19 protein-coding genes and 1 pseudogene are annotated in these 18,996 nt (G+C 50.6%); 8 read left to right on the top strand and 12 right to left on the bottom strand.

Going from position 1 to position 18,996, the window contains the following annotated elements; all coding sequences use genetic code 11:
- Positions 1-186: 186 nt before the first annotated feature.
- A complete protein-coding gene (locus tag IPZ49_RS23375) occupies positions 187-294 on the bottom strand; it encodes a YnaM/YnfT family protein (protein ID WP_022647993.1) in 108 nt (35 codons plus the stop codon).
- 208 nt (positions 295-502) lie between these two features.
- Positions 503-730, bottom strand: coding sequence for a hypothetical protein (locus IPZ49_RS12140; RefSeq protein WP_071881491.1), 228 nt, complete (start codon positions 728-730; stop codon positions 503-505).
- 149 nt (positions 731-879) lie between these two features.
- On the opposite strand from IPZ49_RS12140, the gene IPZ49_RS23165 reads away from it, so the two are divergent.
- Positions 880-1,044 (top strand): YnfU family zinc-binding protein, encoded by a 165-nt coding sequence (locus IPZ49_RS23165; protein ID WP_213083702.1) that lies wholly within the window; start codon positions 880-882, stop codon positions 1,042-1,044.
- Positions 1,045-1,292: 248 nt separating this feature from the next.
- On the opposite strand, the gene IPZ49_RS12135 is transcribed toward IPZ49_RS23165, so the two are convergent.
- From IPZ49_RS12135 to IPZ49_RS12125, 3 genes are all read right to left on the bottom strand, one after another.
- Positions 1,293-1,511, bottom strand: a complete 219-nt coding sequence (locus tag IPZ49_RS12135; protein WP_022647994.1) for a cold shock domain-containing protein — start codon at positions 1,509-1,511, stop codon at positions 1,293-1,295.
- Between the two features lie 367 nt (positions 1,512-1,878).
- Positions 1,879-2,568, bottom strand: coding sequence for an SOS response-associated peptidase (locus tag IPZ49_RS12130; protein ID WP_063145969.1), 690 nt, complete (start codon positions 2,566-2,568; stop codon positions 1,879-1,881).
- 263 nt (positions 2,569-2,831) lie between these two features.
- Positions 2,832-3,071 carry a DinI family protein gene (locus IPZ49_RS12125; protein WP_006808847.1) on the bottom strand — a complete coding sequence of 80 codons (240 nt, stop codon included), beginning with the start codon at positions 3,069-3,071 and terminating at the stop codon, positions 2,832-2,834.
- A gap of 326 nt (positions 3,072-3,397) precedes the next feature.
- Here IPZ49_RS12125 and IPZ49_RS12120 point away from each other — a divergent pair, with 326 nt between their 5' ends.
- Together IPZ49_RS12120 and IPZ49_RS12115 are read left to right on the top strand one after the other, a co-directional pair.
- Positions 3,398-3,817: a translesion error-prone DNA polymerase V autoproteolytic subunit gene (locus tag IPZ49_RS12120; protein WP_022647996.1), complete on the top strand. Its 420-nt coding sequence runs from the start codon at positions 3,398-3,400 to the stop codon at positions 3,815-3,817.
- A 1-nt stretch (position 3,818) separates the two neighbouring features.
- Entirely contained in the window at positions 3,819-5,087 is a 1,269-nt protein-coding gene (locus tag IPZ49_RS12115) for a Y-family DNA polymerase (protein WP_032622206.1), read from the top strand.
- Between the two features lie 79 nt (positions 5,088-5,166).
- Here the strand turns inward: IPZ49_RS12115 and IPZ49_RS12110 are convergent.
- A pseudogene (locus IPZ49_RS12110) lies at positions 5,167-5,271 on the bottom strand (ASCH domain-containing protein); the annotation flags it as partial.
- A 117-nt stretch (positions 5,272-5,388) separates the two neighbouring features.
- Between IPZ49_RS12110 and IPZ49_RS12105 the strand changes: the two are divergent.
- On the top strand, positions 5,389-6,150 hold the full coding sequence (locus IPZ49_RS12105; RefSeq protein ID WP_038415995.1) for an OBAP family protein: 762 nt from the start codon (positions 5,389-5,391) through the stop codon (positions 6,148-6,150).
- 74 nt (positions 6,151-6,224) lie between these two features.
- On the opposite strand, the gene IPZ49_RS12100 is transcribed toward IPZ49_RS12105, so the two are convergent.
- The 3 genes from IPZ49_RS12100 to IPZ49_RS12090 all read right to left on the bottom strand — a co-directional run bounded on the left by IPZ49_RS12100 (position 6,225) and on the right by IPZ49_RS12090 (position 11,811).
- Positions 6,225-9,533 carry an autotransporter domain-containing protein gene (locus tag IPZ49_RS12100; protein ID WP_063145968.1) on the bottom strand — a complete coding sequence of 1,103 codons (3,309 nt, stop codon included), beginning with the start codon at positions 9,531-9,533 and terminating at the stop codon, positions 6,225-6,227.
- Between the two features lie 333 nt (positions 9,534-9,866).
- Positions 9,867-10,832, bottom strand: coding sequence for a magnesium and cobalt transport protein CorA (locus IPZ49_RS12095; RefSeq protein WP_022648001.1), 966 nt, complete (start codon positions 10,830-10,832; stop codon positions 9,867-9,869).
- Between the two features lie 121 nt (positions 10,833-10,953).
- Positions 10,954-11,811, bottom strand: coding sequence for an alpha/beta fold hydrolase (locus IPZ49_RS12090; RefSeq protein WP_023306125.1), 858 nt, complete (start codon positions 11,809-11,811; stop codon positions 10,954-10,956).
- Positions 11,812-12,179: 368 nt separating this feature from the next.
- Here IPZ49_RS12090 and IPZ49_RS12085 point away from each other — a divergent pair, with 368 nt between their 5' ends.
- Together IPZ49_RS12085 and IPZ49_RS12080 are read left to right on the top strand one after the other, a co-directional pair.
- On the top strand, positions 12,180-12,545 hold the full coding sequence (locus IPZ49_RS12085) for a hypothetical protein (protein WP_023300020.1): 366 nt from the start codon (positions 12,180-12,182) through the stop codon (positions 12,543-12,545).
- A 10-nt stretch (positions 12,546-12,555) separates the two neighbouring features.
- Entirely contained in the window at positions 12,556-14,652 is a 2,097-nt protein-coding gene (locus tag IPZ49_RS12080; RefSeq protein WP_063145967.1) for a pyrroloquinoline quinone-dependent dehydrogenase, read from the top strand.
- A 74-nt stretch (positions 14,653-14,726) separates the two neighbouring features.
- On the opposite strand, the gene IPZ49_RS12075 is transcribed toward IPZ49_RS12080, so the two are convergent.
- Positions 14,727-15,317: a DUF4142 domain-containing protein gene (locus IPZ49_RS12075; RefSeq protein ID WP_063145966.1), complete on the bottom strand. Its 591-nt coding sequence runs from the start codon at positions 15,315-15,317 to the stop codon at positions 14,727-14,729.
- Positions 15,318-15,567: 250 nt separating this feature from the next.
- On the opposite strand from IPZ49_RS12075, the gene IPZ49_RS12070 reads away from it, so the two are divergent.
- Together IPZ49_RS12070 and IPZ49_RS12065 are read left to right on the top strand one after the other, a co-directional pair.
- A complete protein-coding gene (locus tag IPZ49_RS12070; RefSeq protein ID WP_063145965.1) occupies positions 15,568-15,846 on the top strand; it encodes a DUF1471 domain-containing protein in 279 nt (92 codons plus the stop codon).
- 307 nt (positions 15,847-16,153) lie between these two features.
- Positions 16,154-16,327 carry a GnsA/GnsB family addiction module toxin gene (locus tag IPZ49_RS12065; RefSeq protein WP_022648006.1) on the top strand — a complete coding sequence of 58 codons (174 nt, stop codon included), beginning with the start codon at positions 16,154-16,156 and terminating at the stop codon, positions 16,325-16,327.
- Between the two features lie 87 nt (positions 16,328-16,414).
- Here IPZ49_RS12065 and IPZ49_RS12060 read toward each other — a convergent pair whose 3' ends face one another.
- On the bottom strand, positions 16,415-17,251 hold the full coding sequence (locus tag IPZ49_RS12060) for an alpha/beta fold hydrolase (protein ID WP_022648007.1): 837 nt from the start codon (positions 17,249-17,251) through the stop codon (positions 16,415-16,417).
- A gap of 658 nt (positions 17,252-17,909) precedes the next feature.
- Positions 17,910-18,899, bottom strand: a complete 990-nt coding sequence (locus IPZ49_RS12055; protein WP_003857375.1) for a 2-hydroxyacid dehydrogenase — start codon at positions 18,897-18,899, stop codon at positions 17,910-17,912.
- Positions 18,900-18,996 lie beyond the last annotated feature (97 nt).

Raw genomic sequence — 18,996 nt, 5'->3', positions numbered from 1 at the left:
GAAATTTGCAGGATAACTTTCTTATGGCTGACCCTATATATCAGGGCGAACGACTGGGCAGCTTCCTGCTGCGCCAATGGAGAGGGAATTAATTGTGGCACGTACCCGGGGCTGGAGTGGCGCTGCCTGCGAGGAAAGGTGAATAGGCTGCCCAGTAAATAAAGAGGTTATGGAAACTTGAATACATTACAGTTCATCAGGATTGTTCGATACGCTGATCCCGATCTTGATCAGACTTAAAATCATCAATGCCAGTACCATTGCCACGATAGTAGAGATGATAAGCGTTGTCATAAAGGCCCCCTTTGTGAGTATATCTTTTAGACTGTTTGAATCAAAAAATGTTCCGAGTCCTAAATAATATATGACATTAGACAGGAATGTATCGTCTGCTAAATGAAAAAAAAGCCTACGCCAGGTAGGCAATACTGATAATTCCTAATTGTTTTAATAATGCTTGTTACTAAAGGTTATCTGCAGTGTTGGTAGAAGATATTGAAGCTTATAGATACTTCCTGGCTGCATCTAATATTTCCTGAGATGTAAGCTCTCGATCTGATGCAACATAGATAACTTCATGGTCACCTGTTAAAGAGGGAAAACCGGCTGACATTATCGGAAGGTTTATCCCTTCTCCATTAGGGTATTGTTCGCGTATTGATGTCACGCCCTTAAGTACGGTGATTACTTTACCTGGTTTACCATTAAAGAAAATAATTACTTTTTTCATGTATCACCATGTATTTCAGGGGGTTTTATGGCCCGGGGTTGTTCGAAAGGTGTTGATTTATTGACGTTTAGTTACCTCTTTCGAAATTAAAACAAGCAATATTCTGCCTTAACGTGTACTGTAGCAGTCCATTTGTACTGGAGAAGCTTATGTCTGCACGTAAAAACACGCAATTCCGCCGAAATTATTTAGTCAAATGCCCTTGTCCAAACTGCACAAGAGACTCGGAGCATAGTTACAATCGTGTACAAAAGGGAGCTCAACTGGTTTGCCCTTACTGCAACGCGTTGTTCAAATCCCCTCAACATTACTAAAAAATCTCATATAATAACTAAGAAGTGATGCTTTTGGAGGCTGCCTAACCTCTTACGCACTTTAATATTTTATAAGCAGTTAGTTTCTGCTTTGAGACTATTCATGCAGCAGTCCTGCATTTCATCACATCGGTCAGCAAATTTGACGGTGCTGTAAATATGCTGGCCTGTTGTAATGATATTCGCAAACGATAAATGACGCTTCTGATTATTTAATTCACAGAAGCTTAAGCGGTCATTGAGGGGGGTTATTTATCGCAAAGCGTAACATTTGCAGCTGTCGGACCTTTGGTACCGGCAATGACAGCAAATTTAACTTTTTGGCCTTCAAAAAGAGTTTTGAATGTCTCTCCCTGTAGAGAAGAAGAGTGAACAAGGATATCTTTACTTCCATCGAGTGGGGAGATGAAGCCAAAGCCCTTATCATCGTTAAACCACTTAACAAGACCTATCATTTTTGATGACATAAAAACTCCACTTGAACACTTAAAAGTTACAAGTTCATGAAAAGAAACGCATGATGGCATACGTATGGACTCAAGAGGAGGGGATATCAGAGATAGCACCTGGTTATGAGGACTACTTTGGAAAAGTCAGATTCACATTGCATCGAACCAACCGCATCATTAAGGCACGTGTAGATCTTTTAAGCAAATCTTATTTTAGCCATCTGGGAGGCCATACAGATTAGATTAGCCAATCCAAATTTTTCCTGTGTCGTCGAATTTGATTTACAGCAAGGAAATAATTTGTCCCGTAAAATGACAGGAGTTGTCAAAGGTTTTGACTTCAATAGAGAGAAGGGTTTTATTATCCCATCTAAAAAGTGCAGGTCTAACTAAGATCAGATTTGATTTCTATTTGCTCTATCAAATTCCTCCCCTGGTTTTTTACATTTCCTACTGTACGCGTTACCGCATGCCAGACGAACTTATCGGCGGGCACTGCACCATCTGAAGCTATCTCTTCAGCTTCTTTCCCGCCAACATGCTGGCGCATCCACTCGCGTGCCGCTTCTGGTGACAAAACCAGTGGCCTGCGGTCATGAATGTCGACGAGGCCTTTATCAGCCGCAGACGTCACAATCAGAAATCCCTCGGCTTCATTGCCGCGCTCAAACGGTGTGCTTCCGATCGCCGCCATAAAGATTGGCTGACCGTCGGCCCGGTGGATGAAGTAGGGTTGTTTCTTGTCACCTGACTTCTTCCATTCGAACCATCCATCGGCAAAACAGATCGCCCGGCCATGTTGCCACAGAGGTTTAAACATTCTGCTGGTGGCCGCGGTTTCTACACGTGCGTTAATCAGTGGTGCTTTGTCCCACCATCCAGGTGCGTAGCCCCAGAACACCGGATCGAGGTGCAGTAGTTCGTCGCGTTCGCTCAGCAGCAGGACTTTGGTACCGGGCGCGACGTTGTACCGGCCAATGGGGGCCGGGTCATACGCGATGTCGCGATCGCCTTCGTCGGCAAGGTAGGCCAGGTATTCTTCACGGGTTTGGGCTTGTGCAAAGCGTCCACACATAGAAACCTCCAGTCGGATGTCATACTCAAAGTATAGGGCAGGGATAAGATGACTTGATCGACATGCAAAAGCTGTATCTTGTACAAGATAACGCGAGAAAATGGGCAGAAATTCCGGGAGGCGTTTTTATCTTGCGGGCACGATCCGAGAAATGAACCGATGCTGGAGAACCGCGGGTGAGTGATTAAAGGCATTACTGGCTGAAAACAGAACCGGGCATTGCGCCCGGTTTTTCCCCGGTGGGCTGGTATTTGTTAACCTTGTTACTCTTGCGTCAGCCACATGTCCGACTCTTCAAACATTTCCTCAAGCATACGGTTCAGCTTTTCCCGGTCGCTTTTGCTGGCATCGCTATTCAGGCCATTCGCCTGCATTGGCTTAACCGTCACGCTGGCATCAGGAAAAATCCGGTGCACACGTTTTGTCAGTTCAGCCAGAATTATCTCCCTGGCTCCCTCCAGCCCCTGTACGTTTCGCTTGTCATAAACCAGTTCAACAAACATTATTTTTTCCCTATGAATATTAATTGTGCGATTCTGTCTGCACGTAAAAATACTACTGTATATGGGTACAGTCAAACGGCATTCCGGCTAAAGAAATGCCATGCCGCCCTTCACCTTGTTTATGTTGATGACAATCTATTCATTTAGCCTTTAAAACGAGCAGTCGAAGCGTTTAATCGTAAAATTTACAAAAACCATAATTTGAAGCCAGAGAGAAACTTACAAACGAAACGGTGAAGGTTTAAACAGTCGCTACGGTTCAGCTGCCTTGCGCGTGCTTTAAAACAAAACTACTGTATATAAAAACAGTATTAGAGGTATGCGTAATGGAATTTATCAGACCTACAGAACTGCGTGAGATTATCGCGCTTCCACTTTTCAGCGATTTAGTTCAGTGCGGATTCCCAAGCCCGGCTGCCGATTATGTGGAGCAGCGCATTGATCTTAATGAACTTCTGGTTGCCCACCCCAGCTCGACGTATTTCGTTAAAGCCGCGGGTGATTCAATGATTGAAGGGGGAATAAGCGACGGCGATTTACTGGTGGTCGATAGTTCCCGAACGGCTGAGCACGGCGATATCGTCATCGCCGCGGTGGAAGGGGAATTCACCGTTAAGCGCCTGCAACTGCGGCCTAATGTTCAACTCAATCCGATGAACAGCGCTTATTCACCGATTATCGTTGGCAGTGAAGACACGCTGGACGTTTTTGGTGTGGTCACTTTTATTGTTAAATCGGCCAGCTGATATGTTTGCGCTCTGTGATGTGAATTCATTCTATGCATCATGCGAGACGGTATTCAGGCCAGATTTGAGAGGCCGACCGGTGGTTGTCCTCTCAAATAACGACGGTTGCGTGATAGCGCGCAGCGCAGAGGCCAAAGCCGCTGGCGTTACCATGGGGGCGCCATACTTTAAGCAGAAAGACCTGTTCCGGCGCGCCGGCGTGGTTTGCTTCAGCAGTAACTACGAACTTTACGCTGACATGTCCAGCCGGGTAATGACCACGCTGGAAGAAATAAGCCCTCGCGTCGAAATATATTCCATTGATGAGGCCTTTTGTGATCTCACCGGGGTTCGTAATTGCCGGGACCTGACTGATTTTGGCAAGGAGATCCGTGAAACGGTTTTGAAGCGTACGCACCTGAAGGTCGGCGTTGGCATAGCCCAGACGAAGACGCTGGCGAAGCTGGCAAATCACGCGGCGAAGAAATGGCAGCAGCAGACGGGTGGGGTGGTTGATTTATCCAATATCGACCGCCAGCGCCGGTTGTTGGCTATCGTGCCTGTAGAGGACGTATGGGGCGTGGGCAGGCGCATCAGCAAGAAGCTCAATGCGATGGGTATCAAAACGGCGCTGGATCTCTCAGAGCAGAGCACGTGGATTATCCGCAAGCACTTCAATGTAGTGCTGGAGCGAACGGTCCGGGAGCTCCGCGGCGAGCCGTGCCTCGATCTGGAAGAGTTTGCACCGACAAAGCAGGAGATCGTCTGTAGTCGGTCATTCGGTGAGCGCGTGACAGAATACGAGCAGGTGCGCCAGGCTATATGCAGCTATGCGGCCCGTGGCGCTGAGAAGTTACGTGGCGAGCACCAGTATTGCCGCTTTATCTCGGCGTTCGTAAAGACCTCTCCGTTCGCTCTGAACGAACCCTATTACGGCAACAGTGCCTCAATGACGCTTCTCACACCCACTCAGGACTCCCGCGACATTATCAACGCCGCGGTAAAGTGCCTCGACAAAATCTGGAAGGAGGGCCACCGCTACCAGAAAGCTGGCATTATGCTCGGGGACTTCTTCAGCCAGGGCGTTGCCCAGCTCAATTTGTTTGACAACAGCGCGCCGCGTGCCGGAAGTGAAAAGCTGATGGAAGTGCTGGATCGTCTGAACGCGAAAGATGGAAAGGGTACGCTTTATTTTGCCGGGCAGGGCATACAGCAGCAATGGCAGATGAAGCGTGAAATGCTTTCGCCGCGGTATACGACCCGGTATTCAGATTTACTGAGAATTCGATGAATGTTAATGGCTGTTTTGTGCCAGAAGCGGACATTGATATAAATGGCAATTGATCAAACGCCAGCCCCTTTACTTTGTCCTACAGGATCTCAACCACTTCAAACTCTTCTGCGATCAACTCCATATCTTCAGAAAAATGGCCTTCGCGGCTGAAAAATCTCTGATGCTCTTTCTGCCAGTATTTAAATGGTGTTCTTAAACGGAACGTACGCCAGTTTGCCGGATGGTTTAATAAAAACTCACCTGGCGTGTCTGCGCGAATGTACTACTTTCAGTAAAGTGACTTTTACAGGGAGGGTCAATGAAACCATTATCGCTTTTATTATTGTCGAGCCTGACGTTAGTGGGTTGTGGCGCGAACAATACCCCTTCAAATACGCCTCTTCCGGGTGTAAAAACCTCCGTCGGGACGAGCACGCTTGAAGCCGGTGCTCAGCTTATCCAGTCCCGTCCGCCCATTGATGCAATGAGTGCCTACCTTGACGGTTTCCATTTTTATAGCGGGGATAAAAATGGCCAGATGGAAGCCCATCATTATGTAACCGTGTTGAATGAAGACGTGATGCAGGCGGTGATCTACGACGGTAACACCAAAGATGCCCGTTTAATGGGCGTTGAGTACATCATTAGTGAGCGTTTGTTTAACACACTGCCGCCGGAAGAAAAAAAATTGTGGCACAGCCATCAATATGAAGTGAAATCCGGCAGCCTGATTGCTCCAGGTTTACCTGCAGTGGCTGACAAAGCATTGATGAGCAAAATTGTGAATACCTACGGCAAGACCTGGCATACCTGGCACACCGACCGCGATAAAAAGCTGCCGCTCGGCATTCCGGCACTGATGATGGGCTTTACCGGGGAAGGGCAGTTAGACCCTAAACTTCTGGCGGACAGAGATCGACGCTTTGACGTGAGCACGCAAGCCATCAAAGAAGAACGTAAGGATATTGTGGCGCACCCAGTTGCTAAGGGAGCGGATGCCTGGCAACGTGGTGAAGAGATCCAGCTTAAGCGGGTTAAAGGTTCAGGTGAGCATGGCCAGGGCGACACAAGCCATTTTTGATATCAAAAGCCTTCAGGAATACCCCGGCAACGCCGGGGATAGGGCCAGTCCTATTATTTTCTCGTCCTCAGGCATCAGAAACGCCATGTGGCTGAAAGATTACCTGCAATCGAGTCATAGCCAGAACGAAACATTTCGCTTTCAACCCCGATGCCCAATTCGACATCAGCGTTGATTTTATAGCTCATACCTGCCTTAACACCCAGAGTGTCACGACCAGTCACCTGATTCCTGGAACTAAACCCTGTGCTTCGATAGTTGGCGAAAGAGGCTTGTTGCACTACGTTGCCATCAAGCAGTTCATGATCCCAGCTGAGCTGCAGCTCAGCTGCGAACGACGCCCCTGAAGCGAGGGGTACATTCCAGTTACCATTCACCCCGATACTTGATCTCAGAGAATCGAAGGTCTGCGAACCCAGCATCAGTCGGCTGCCGTCATTGCCGCTTTCCTTCACGTCGGGACGATGTAATGTGGTGTAATTCAATGACGTTACCGGTCCGGCGTTCACATTATTATTCAGCGCCCATCGATAGCCTCCGCCGGCCGTAACAGAACCTGACAATCCGGTCCAGGTGGCATGGTAGCTTGCTCCGTAAGTTTCTACATTAATGTTTCTGTCCAGCCAGCTGTCTTCAATACCCAATCGGCCAGTGCCGAATAAATACATTCCTTCGGACCTTTCAGCGCCGTAACGAGCATGAACACCCAGATCGAAAGCAGTGGTTTTCCCGGTTGCGGTTTCTGGTGATTTCACCGTCACCGACTGACCGCTGACCGCACCATGAAAGCCATACATCCAGTTGTGATTCTCATCGTTTTGTTTTTCAGCACCGAATACAATGCCATAACTGCTGGCGTCGTACCCTACACTGTCACCCTGACGCTGTTGCCAGAAGCCGCCGCCAAAGGGTATGGCAAAGCTGCGCCATTCGCCTTCCGTCAGTTGCTTCGGCATAACCACAGGATTTGGCCCGCCAACGATCCGCGCTATCTGCTGTTCACGCTGCAGGGAACTTGCGAACATGGCGCTGTAGGCGCCCGCAGAAAGTTGCGGCAAGGCATTGCTGATACTCCCGCCATCAGTGGCTGAGAAATCCAGAGTACGGTACAGCGGTTGTATATCCGACTTAGCTTCCGCCACAATTTTATCCAGCGCTTGCCCTACCTGACGCGCATTAGCGTCCTGCGCATACCGGCTGTATGCGTTTGAAGCGCGCAGCATTGAGAGCTGCCAGCCATTCTTTCCCTGTGGCGTTGTTTGCAGCGTTAGCGTGGGTGAACGGAGCACGCTGTTCACCGCACTGAAATTGCCGTCGGAAGCGTCCGTTTTTAGCAAATCTTGCGTATTCAGACGCCAGTTTGTTGCGTACCAGTCCGGCTGCGGCGCAAACGTCAGTTGACCGTCAAATTGTGCGTGACCGTCCACTCGCAGAGTATCATGCCTGCCGCGCCCGTCGACTTCCAACAACAACTGCCCGGTATTCCCCTGTTGATAAGCACCGGATATATTGATTTGCCCAAGTGAATTACCCGGAGCAAGGATCCCGTTATTTACAAAGCGGCCTTCCTCATTAAGCGTATAGCTGGCGTTGCCGGACAGGCTGGCACCTGGCGCGATAGTCATGCTGTAAATCTGGAAATCGCCATTAAGCGAGGTTTTCCCTCCGTGCGCGTCCAGTGCCAGATTATTGATACCTTCAATGTTTCCGCGGTACGTAAAGCTGAAATCAGCATCGGCAGCTTCCGTCGCTTGCCCGTACGCATTGGCCTTCCGACCGAAGGTAAGCAGCGTTAACCGCTGTTGGCCATAGTCATCCCGCTGGGCGTAGTCCGAATAAATATAACCCCCCAGCCGGGCACCCGTTAATATATTTATATTACCGACCAGCGCGTTCGGTGATATATAAATCGCCGCGCCTTTACCGGCAACCCGTCCGCTGATGTCGGCATTGTCTACCAGCGCTCCCTGCAACTCGGGTAATAACGCATCGTAATAGCCGTCCACGATATGAAGCCAGGATCCGCGATAGTCCACCTCGTTACCCAGGAGGTTATTGCCAAAATCAAAACTGATACCGACGCCACTGGCTCCCAGTGCCTGAACGTCGCCACGTTGAATAAGGCTGTGCTGTTTACCGTAGGCAAACATCACCCCACGGCCATTAACGCCATCGGCGTATATCCGTACACCGGGATCGATGCTCAGGGTGTTATTTTGCCCATCTATACGGATGCCCGCGCCGCCAGCCCCTGACGTCAACAGGTCCGCTTGTTGAAAGATATGGTTATTACTGCCATACACATGCAGGCCAACTCCCAGATTAGCGGTATTGTATTGACCAGCCAGATAGCCATCCGCCTGCTGATTACGCTGAAAATAGCCATTGCGGTTAACGAGCGTTTGCCCGTTGCCATATAGCGAAAAACCGAAAAAGTTACGCCGGTCAATCTGATATCCCATATCCTGCAGCAACGCCAGTTCCGCTTCCATAAACGTGGTGTAATTGCGGTAGTTCTGATGGCTCATCATGCTGTTTTTCAGCTCGATATGGCTCATGTAGTTATCATCGACCGAGCCGTCGTCTGCTAACATTTTCACCGGCACGCCAGGCATGGCGCCTGCAAGGACTTCATCCACATGCCTGCCGGTGAAATAGCCTTTATCAAGCCGTACATCAAAGCCTTGTGGATCCCATCTGTTATTGCATCCATTACACAATATTACTTGCCCTGGCCGGGCAGGATTGCCACGGTCATCGCGCAGATGGCTGGTCCAGGAGCCAAAAGGCACGGTATCAAAAGCAGGCGTGAATGTGCCACTTCCTTGCAGATCGGTAACCATATTGGATATTCCCAGTCCATGTGCCAGCTCATGAACAGCGACGCTGACCAGATCGGCCTTTCCAGTGCGCGGCAATTGCGCGGGCACATAGGGAACGTTATCAAAATCCAGTTTGCCCATGATGAACTGGGCGTGGGAGCCAAAGGTCAGCTCTCCGGTATCAATGCCGTTCAATGCGCCTTGCAACTGCGTCAGACTTATAATGCCGTCGGTAACTGAATCGCTGGAACCTGCGGCATTCTCGTCGTTAAACGTCCCCACATTGATAATGGCAGGCAGTTGCCCTGGGCTGGGGGTAATAACCTCAGCCCAGTAACGCATAGCATCGAGTATTTTTTCTTTTTGTTGCTGGCGAAGATCCCAGGTTGACTCAGACGCATTCGGCCAGTCCGGCATAAAGGGGCCGTCGCCAACATTAAAGAAACGCACTTCAAATACCGCAATATTATGTGGGTTATAGACCAGATAGTTTTCTCCTGCATACGGATTATTACTGACAAATAAACCCGTTAATGCAGCCGTCATAAAAACCCTTTTCATATTAACCATCCTTGTATGAAAAAATAATGTTTACGTCCGTCAATATAAATTCACATCTGAGCTCAATGAATCATAAACAAATATAATAATTATCGATGTGGTTTGATAATTTAGAATAACGAGTGAACTTGCCCTGTGATAGCCTCGTTTTTCAGGATTTTATAAACGGTGGAGCGGGCGATCCCGGATTGAGCAACCGGGTCCCGGTGAACAGGAATGTACCGACATATGCAGGGGAAATAACGGATAGGGTATGGTGTCGTGGCATAATCGACATAAGCGTGAGGCTTTACTGTACTTCACGACACCAAAAACTATCAGATCGCTTATCAATCAAAGCCAGCGAGAGCGTTTGAGCCGAAGCCACAGTAATACACAGGCTCCCAGCGTGACAGCGACCGTAGCCGGATAGCCAAAGAGCGTCTTCAGTTCCGGCATATGTTCGAAGTTCATACCATACATGCTAAAGACTACCGTCGGGATCACGAGGATGGCCCCCCAACCGGCCAGTTTCTTCACGACTTCGTTTTGCTGCACTGAAACCAGTGCCAGGTTAACGTGCATCGCGCTGCTTAGCAGCTCACGCATGTCATTTACATCCGTTACTACATGGCTTGCGTGATCCTGAATATCTCTGAAATACGCCCTGAGGGGTTTTGGAATAAGTTCTTCATGAATGCGGATAAGCTCTGTACAGATTTCTTCTACTGGCTGAGCGGCGTTGCGAAGCCCGAGTAGATTACGGCGGAGGGAATACACGTCCTGAATAGCTTCACGGTCAAATTCACTGTGAAAAAGTGTCGCTTCTATATCACCAATTTTGGTGTTGAGGCGCGCAGTCAGCTCTGCATAACTGTCAACAATAAAATCCAGAATACAGTAAAGAGGATAAGCCGGACCGTACGAAAGCATGTCCGGGGCCTCAGCAGCACGGGCGCGTATAGGTGCATAGCTCACTGAAGCACCATGGCGCACCGTAATAAGGAAGTTTCGGCCCACAAACAAATGCGTTTCGCCAAACTCAATATTGTCGTCCTGTCCACTGACGGTTTTTACAACGATAAATGCCGAGCTGCCATAACGCTCTATTTTAGGCCGCTGATGTGCATTAAGCGCATCCTCAACGGCCAGATCGTGCAGACCGAACTCCTCCTGGACTTTGTACATAAATGCAGGTTCAGGCTGCCAAAGCCCCAGCCAGATAAACGCATCGGTATCCTGGATGACTTCACTGATATCCTCAATATCTACGGTTTCGGCGGGGTGGCCTGAACGGTAGACCATACAGTTAACAATCATTTCCTGACTATCCCTTAAGCATGTGTCTAAGAAGCTTAACCATTTCCGTTAAATTTCCAAATTTTTATGCCGGCAGGTTTTAATATGTTGAATACTCAGAAAGGTCATGTTCACGCGTCGTTCAATCCGGGCACTGACTCTCCAGCCATTGACCGACGACGGGCCATAATTTCTCCGCACATCGCGTACGAAAAAATCCCATATGCCCAATGGACGAAAGACCAAACTCTGCGTGCCGTATCTCGCAGCGTTCTATTTTTGCTTGTTGCACCGGCTCCATCAGCCGCGCAATAGCTTCACGGTTAGCCCAGGGATCGTCATCAAATCCCATTACCAGCACGGGTAGGGTGATCTCACTTGCCCGTTGGCGTGCATTCCAGTGTGGATCATCGTAAAAATATCCAGGCATTGCGCTCCAGCGCCCCCATTGAAGCATGACTGGCGCCGGTAAATCTTCACCCAGCCCCAGGCGCCTGGCAGGCATGTAACCGAAGATACGGCACAGAATCGGAGCCAGAACACGTAATACGCACCAGACACGCACCTTTTCTGTGGTGCGTTTGATGGTGCTCGTCACCCCGGCATGTGAGGCTACAATGACCGCAGCTTGCAGGGCGTGGGTGGCTGTTGAAAGCAGAACGGCATGCCCGCCCACACTGTGTCCTACCGCCAACAGGCTAAGCTCTGGAAAATGTGCTTTAGCCCAGGCGGTTATACATCCGACGTCCTGGTCGATCCAGTCAGACATAGAAACGCGGTAAGTACGGACCAGCCCGGATTTAGAGAGGCCGGTGCCGCGATAATCGTATGTGAGGACGTTGAATCCTCTGTTAAAAAGATATTCTGCGAATCCCTTATAAAACCCCTGTACAACCGCCGTTGCCGGATGAAGGAGCACTATCGCTTTGGCATCGCTTCTTTCCCAAATTGTGGCTGCCAGAAATCCACCTTCATTGACGGGTATTATGACTGAACGCATTCATAGAGCCTTATTTATGTGGTCATACCAGTTATGCCTGAATTAAATCTAGCCTTTACTACCCCATCTGGCGATTTTTTTTTACACCCCAGCGTTTGTCCCTCGCTCAAAGCAGACAATAAACCTCGCCCGTGCGTTTTTAGCGAAACACACTGCCTTATGGGCTCAACGTGAGGAAGGGTACTCGCCGGATAAACGCCCCTTTAAAAAATCCTCTTCTATACTCAGTTACGTTTAGGGAAATATGCCGCCGTTTTTCACGTCGCGTTGTTTTAATAGCCATTGCACGCGCGAACAGCAGGGACATATATCCACGAAAACGCCTTAATGTTGGTCCATTTTGCATTTTTTAGAGGGGGATTCCTGGTATGTTGCATTCTCAATCTTCGCGCGTCGGCACTATTTTGCTGCTATTGGCCGCGGTTATAGGCTTCGCGGTGGCGCTATACGCCTGGTGGACGCCGCTTACCGGCGTCACAGGCACCATTGGCGCACTGGGCGTGGCCATTGCCAGCGCGGTGCTGGCGATACTGATCTTTGTGTTACGTGCGGCATCGGGGCGCGGGGCGCGTGTTTTCCTGATTATTGTCACCCTGGTGGTGTTGGCGGGTATTGGTTTTGCCGCCGCGCTGCTGCACCAGTACATCATAACGGCAGCCATGGTGGTCGGCCTGATTGGTCTGATTATGCTGAGCAGCCATTCCGCCCGTTACAACCATTCCGTCAGAACCTGAGGAGCCGCCCGTGCATAACGATAAGCATTATCCCTTCATAAAAGTCAGCATGACGGCGCTGGCGCTGCTGGTCACCCCGTTCGCGCTGCAGGCGCAGGATAAAGCCGCTGAGGCCTCTCAGGGGACCCAGGAATCACTGAATATTGATGCGGCCGATCAGCAGGCGCCTGGAACCACAAAAACCACAGACGATGCCTCAACCGGTAGCGGTGACGGAAAGAAAGTCGCCTCGGCCAGCCAGCCAGCGACGCCGCTGGTGCCCGGCACGCCAACCTGGGACAGCTTCCACGGCCAGCTTAACGCGCAGAAATACAGCCCGCTTACCCAGATCACGGCGGATAACGTCAGTAAATTAACGAAAGTCTGGGAGTTCCATACCGGCGACGTCTCGGATGGTAAAGGTGATACGCCAGCGACCGTGTGGTCCGCAACGCCCATTTTCGCTAACGACACGCTCTACATCGGCACCCCTTTCGATCGCCTGATTGCGCTGGATCCGGGCACGGGTAAAGAGAAGTGGCACTATGACACCAAATCGTCGCGCAAGGCACTGACCCAGCCGGTGCTGAAAAACCGCGGCGTTTCCTACTGGCAGACCAAAAATCCGGTGAAGGGAGAGGCGTGCCAGAAGATGGTCTATATGGGCACCGTTGACGGCAAGCTCTTTGCGCTGGACGCCGATTCAGGCAAACCGTGCAGCGGCTTTGCGGAGAACGGGGTGCTGGATCTGAACCAGTGGAACACCGTTAACGCCAAGTATCCGCTCTCTGTCCTGCAACCGCCAACCGTCGTCGGCAACCATCTGCTGGTGGGTTGGGCCGGGAAAGACTGGGCCTATGCCGAAGCGCCTCCGGGTACCGTATTTTCTGTCAACGCCCAGACCGGCAAGCTTGAATGGACCTTTGAGGCGATACCGGCAGAGATCCGCAAGCGTACCGGTACCGCTAACGTCTGGACGCACATGTCCGCCGATGAGGCCAATGGGCTGGTCTATCTCCCGGTCTCATCGCCGTCTCCCAACTATTGGGGCGGCAACCGCGTCGACGCAATTCCGCTTGGCACCTCCACCACCGCGCTGGACATCAACACCGGTAAAGTGGTCTGGTCCCGTCAGTGGGTACACCACGACGTCTGGGATTACGACATCAACTCTGCCCCGACGCTGATGGATATCACCGTAGACGGCAAGCAGATCCCGGCGCTGGTTCAGGCCACCAAGCAGGGCTTCCTGTTTGTGGTTAACCGCCTGACCGGGGAGGACGTATGGCCAATCGAAGAGCGTCCGGTTCCGCAGGGTGATGGTTCGGTCCAGGGCGAAGTTCTCTCGCCTACACAGCCGTTCCCGACCAAACCTGCGCCGCTGCTCGACCAGTCGAAAAAGCCGGAAATCTGGAAGCTGGCGGATATCGTCGGTGGCGGCCAGTGCTCTCGCCTGTGGGATAACCTGACCTATGAGGGAATGTATACTCCGCCTACCACCAAAGGCGAAGGCACGCTCACCTATCCCGATAGCGCCGGCGGCGTGCAGTGGGGCGGGGTGGCGTTCGATCCGCAAAAACAGATCGCCATCGTCAACACCTCGCATATCGTTCAGTACGTGAAGCTCTACAGCCGTGAGGATTACGATAACGCGGACAAAGACTCCGGCAACGAAAGCGGCTTTGCCCCACAGGAAGGCGCCCCGTACGGTATGCGTCTGCTGGTGGCGAGCAACTGGCTGGGCATGCCGTGCTGGCAACCGCCGTTTGGTGAAATCGTGGCGATAGACATGCACACGGGCGATGTGAAATGGCGTCGTCCGGTTGGCGCCTCACAGCAGTATGGCTTCTTCATGCCGGAAAGCTGGGGTTCGCCTACCATTGGTGGCCCGGCAGTGACGGCGGGTGGCGTGATCTTCATCGGTGCTTCAATGGATGCCAAAGTGCGTGCCTACTCGGTAGAGAGCGGTGAAGAGCTGTGGTCCGATCAGGCAGAAGCTCCAGCGGTAGCGAACCCGTCCGTGTATGAATATAAGGGTCGGCAGTATGTGGCCTTCGTGGCTGGCGGAAACACGATCCTGAAGGATCAGGTAGGCGATCAGGTGGTTGTCTACGCGTTGCCGGAATAATTCATCAGGAAGGTGAAATAAGCGTGGGGCCTGCGGGCCCCACTTTATTTGCAGTAGTCGTTTCACCGACGCGCTTATTTATCGGCTGATGCGCCAGCACGCGTTGACATCTGCTCGGCGGACTTCAGATGCTGCTCAACGACCGGCGTGTGCTCTTTGGCCAAAGCCTTCACATCCGGATCGTCGATTTTACTGGCGTCGCTCTTAAGCTTCGACAGCACCTTCTCGTGGTCCTTCACGCCAGCATATTCCATATACATTTTGTCAAAAGCATCACCGCGCTGGTTTTCAAGCCTTGAGTTCAGGGCTTTATGGGCGGCGTCTGGCTCGGTCGGCAGCTCTACGCCCTTTTTCTGGGCAACGGCCTGCACTTTGGTCAGGGCGGCGCCGTGGTCGTCGACCATTTTCTGGGCGAATGTTTTCACTTCACTGGTCTGGGCCTTGTCCAGGGCGAGCCTGGCGGCGGCGACTTCGTTGATATTGGCCTGCGCCATGTCCTTCAACGCTTTCTCGTCGCCGGAGCTGAGTCTGGCGTCCGGTTGAGCCTGGCCCGCAGCGTTAGTTTGCGCGGCGCTTGTCGTCTGGGCTTGTACGCCAACGGTGCTGAACATTGCTGCAACTGCTGATACGGCTAGCAGCCTTTTCAGGGTTTTACTCGTGTGCATATTGTTCTCCTGATGGTCATGGTACAGGTAAGTTTCGGTTACCTTACGCGCAACCGGGCAGATAAATGCTAACTGCAAAGGTCAGTATAGTAGATGAACCTGCTGTAATCGCAGGTTGCGTCAGAGAGGGCAGGTAATAATGCTCAATAAGGCGACGCTTATCGCTCAGTCTCTCTACGACATTGGCACGGATCATTCCCATATTTGATGCTAATGTTAAATAGATAGATTTATTAACAGGAGGAATGATATGAAAAAAGCACTATTAGGGACTGTATTGGCTTTAACAGTTGCAAGCTTTGGCGCATCTGCGGCAGATATGATTTCCAAAGATGAAGCGCACCACTTCAAACTTGAATACCTGGGCAATGTATCTGTAGGGGCTTCAGGTGGACAAATTTCTTCACCTTCAGATCTTCATCAAAAACTCTCGAAACTGGCAGATGAGAAGGGCGGGAAATACTATGTCATCATCGCTGCTCGAGAGCATGGCCCTAACTTCCAGGCCGTAGCAGAAGTCTTCAAATAATCTTTCCGAATAACGCAGAAACCCGCTCATGGCGGGTTTTTTGCTTATAGAGAGCAAAAAAAATGCCCCTGGTGCGGGGCGAGTTTGAGTCAAATCTTTTCTTATGTTTATGTGCTCTAAGGCGTTGGCACAATAACAGCTTATTCAAATAATGCAATCTAAATGCATATTTAAATGCAATGGCCCCATCTGCTGCTCATCTCAAGGTGAAGGCAGCATACGTAACGCAGATAGTCTACGCTTTACATAGGGTTATGGTTAAAACCAGTTAGATACTGGAAACAGTAAACGGCCGCAAGAGGTAAATATGAAAGTTGACGCAATGACGCAAAAGGCAGAGGAAGAAATTTCAGCGCTTATAGCCAAAAAAATTGCAGAATTACGAAAAAAAACAGGGCAGGAAGTATCTGAAATTGAGTTTATCGCTCGTGAGGCCATGACAGGCCTGGAGGGGTATGAAGTAAAAATCAAACTCCTGTAAGCGTTTCTTCCTGAAATGGTCGCTCAATTGTTGCCGCAAAAGAGAACCGGGCGTGGTGCCCGGTTGTTTTATGGATAATCAATGTCTTTATGAGCGAATAAACGTCAGGATATCGGCATTTATGGTATCTGCATGCGTGGTATGCATCCCATGCGGGAAGCCTGGATAGATTTTAAGCTCGCTGTTTGCGAGCAGCTTATCCTGAAGAAGGGAGGCATTTTTATACGGGACGACCTGATCGTCATCACCCTGCAACACCAGGACGGGAACCGTGATGGCTTTGAGATCGTCCGTCTGGTCGGTTTCTGAAAATGCCTTAATGCCATCATAGTGGGCTTTGGCGCTACCGATCATACCCTGACGCCACCAGTTCTGGATTGTTCCCTGCGAAACCTCTGCTCCGTCTCGGTTAAATCCATAGAAAGGACCGCTGGCGACGTCGAGGTAAAACTGGGCGCGGTTAGCGGCCAGCGCCTGGCGGAAGCCGTCGAACACCTCAATGGGCGTACCGCCGGGGTTCGTGTCTGATTTTACCATCAGCGGAGGAACGGCGCTGACCAGTACCGCTTTGGCCACCCGCCCCTGAGGCTGGCCGTACTTCGCAACGTATCTGGCGACCTGGCCTCCGCCGGTGGAGTGGCCGACGTGCACTGCATTACGCAAATCAAGGCTTTCGACCACGGCTGATGCGTCGGAGGCATAATGATCCATATCATGACCTTCACTTACCTGATCGGAACGACCATGACCACGACGGTCGAGGGCGATGACGCGGAAGCCTTCTGCAAGGAAAAAGAGCATCTGGTTATCCCAGTCATCGGCGCTCAGCGGCCAGCCGTGATGGAAAACGATCGGCTGCGCATCCTTCGGACCCCAGTCTTTGTAATAAATACTGACACCATCTTTCGTTGTTACGAATGCCATATTTCAGACTCCTCTGCTAATGGCAACATGTGTGAAGGCTAAGTAAATAGCCCAGCATTTAGGGACGTAATAAAACTGACTTATATTAATCTTATTACTGATATATCCGCTTAAAGTGTAGAAGGGTTCCTGAAAACAGTTATAGATTAATTTTGTATGGTCATTATTTATTTTTAAACGAAATATCCCCTAAACCAGCCGGGGCACTGTGTTATTTTTCTCGCGTGGTGAATCCCCCTGTGCGGAGGGGCTAAACAGCACGTGTAGCTTAGGCAATCAGCAGCGGGTCAAGGTGGCTGACCAACGACTCACCGGGAGGCACCCGGCACCACACATACGTTAAAGCTTGTATCTCGCTGAATTTATTAGGGATGGTGTATGAAGTTGGGCTTTTTGGCTGGAGCAGTGCTGGCAACCTGGTTGTCTTTAACCTACCCGACGCAAATGAGAGCTGTTTTTGAACAACTGGTTACGATAGTGCAGCAAATCACGCAGCCTTCAGCAGAGCCTCATTCTGATATGGTCACACCGGAACAGTCATATCCTTGATTGTTATATTTACGATGAACGTTAGCCATCTTAATAGTTAACCTGTGCTTATTTTCTGATGGGCTTATTATTGGCCGGGCAGAGGTTACCGCCACCCGGCCTGACGGTCTTAAACGATCGCGTTAGGGCACGCTTCGCCCTTATCAAGCTGCTGTAAATTCCCCAGCGTGGTTTCCGAAATACTGATCAGCGCTTCGGCGGTCAGAAACGCCTGGTGGCCGGTGAACAACACGTTGTGGCAGGCCGACAGGCGACGGAACACGTCGTCCTGAATCACGTCGTTAGATTTATCCTCAAAGAACAGATCGCGTTCGTTCTCATACACGTCCATACCCAACGCGCCGATTTTTTGCGTTTTCAACGCTTCGATAGCGGCCTGAGAGTCGATCAGTCCGCCGCGGCTGGTATTGATGATCATCACGCCGTCTTTCATCTGGTCGAACGCCGACTGGTTAAGCAGGTGATAGTTTTCTGGGGTCAACGGACAGTGCAGGGAGATAACATCAGACTGCGAGAAGAGCGTTTTCAGATCGACATACTCCACGCCCAGCTCCAGCGCAGCGGCGCTTGGGTACGGATCAAACGCCAGCAGGCGCATGCCAAATCCTTTCAGGATGCGTAGGGCGGCCACACCAATTTTGCCGGTACCGATCACGCCTGCGGTTTTACCGTACATGGTAAAGCCGGTCAGCCCTTCCAGAGAGAAGTTGGCATCACGGGTACGCTGATAGGCACGGTGAATACGACGGTTGAGCGACATCATCATCCCGACGGCATGTTCTGCCACGGCTTCCGGAGAATAGGCCGGAACGCGAACAACCTTCAGACCCAGCTCTTTGGCGGCATCGAGATCGACGTTGTTAAAGCCCGCGCAGCGCAGGGCAATGTATTTCACGCCCTGTTTTTTCAACTCTTCCAGTACCGGTCGGCTACCGTCATCGTTAACGAAGATACACACGCCTTCGCAGCCGTGGGCGGTTTTAGCCGTCTTTTCAGTCAGCAGAAAGTCGAAAAATTCAAGATCGAAACCGTACGTCTCGTTAACATGTTGCAGATACTTTTTGTCGTACTGCTTTGTGCTATATACCGCGAGTTTCATAAGACTTTCTCCAGTGATTTTGGAACCACGTTAGCATGTTTAAAATTATCTTACAATTTTTCAAAATTCATTGAAATCAATAAGTTCTATGAATTAT

Source organism: Enterobacter cloacae complex sp. S2 (assembly GCF_015159675.1).
Taxonomy (GTDB): domain Bacteria; phylum Pseudomonadota; class Gammaproteobacteria; order Enterobacterales; family Enterobacteriaceae; genus Enterobacter; species Enterobacter intestinihominis.
This window is presented reverse-complemented; position numbering and strand designations above follow the sequence as displayed.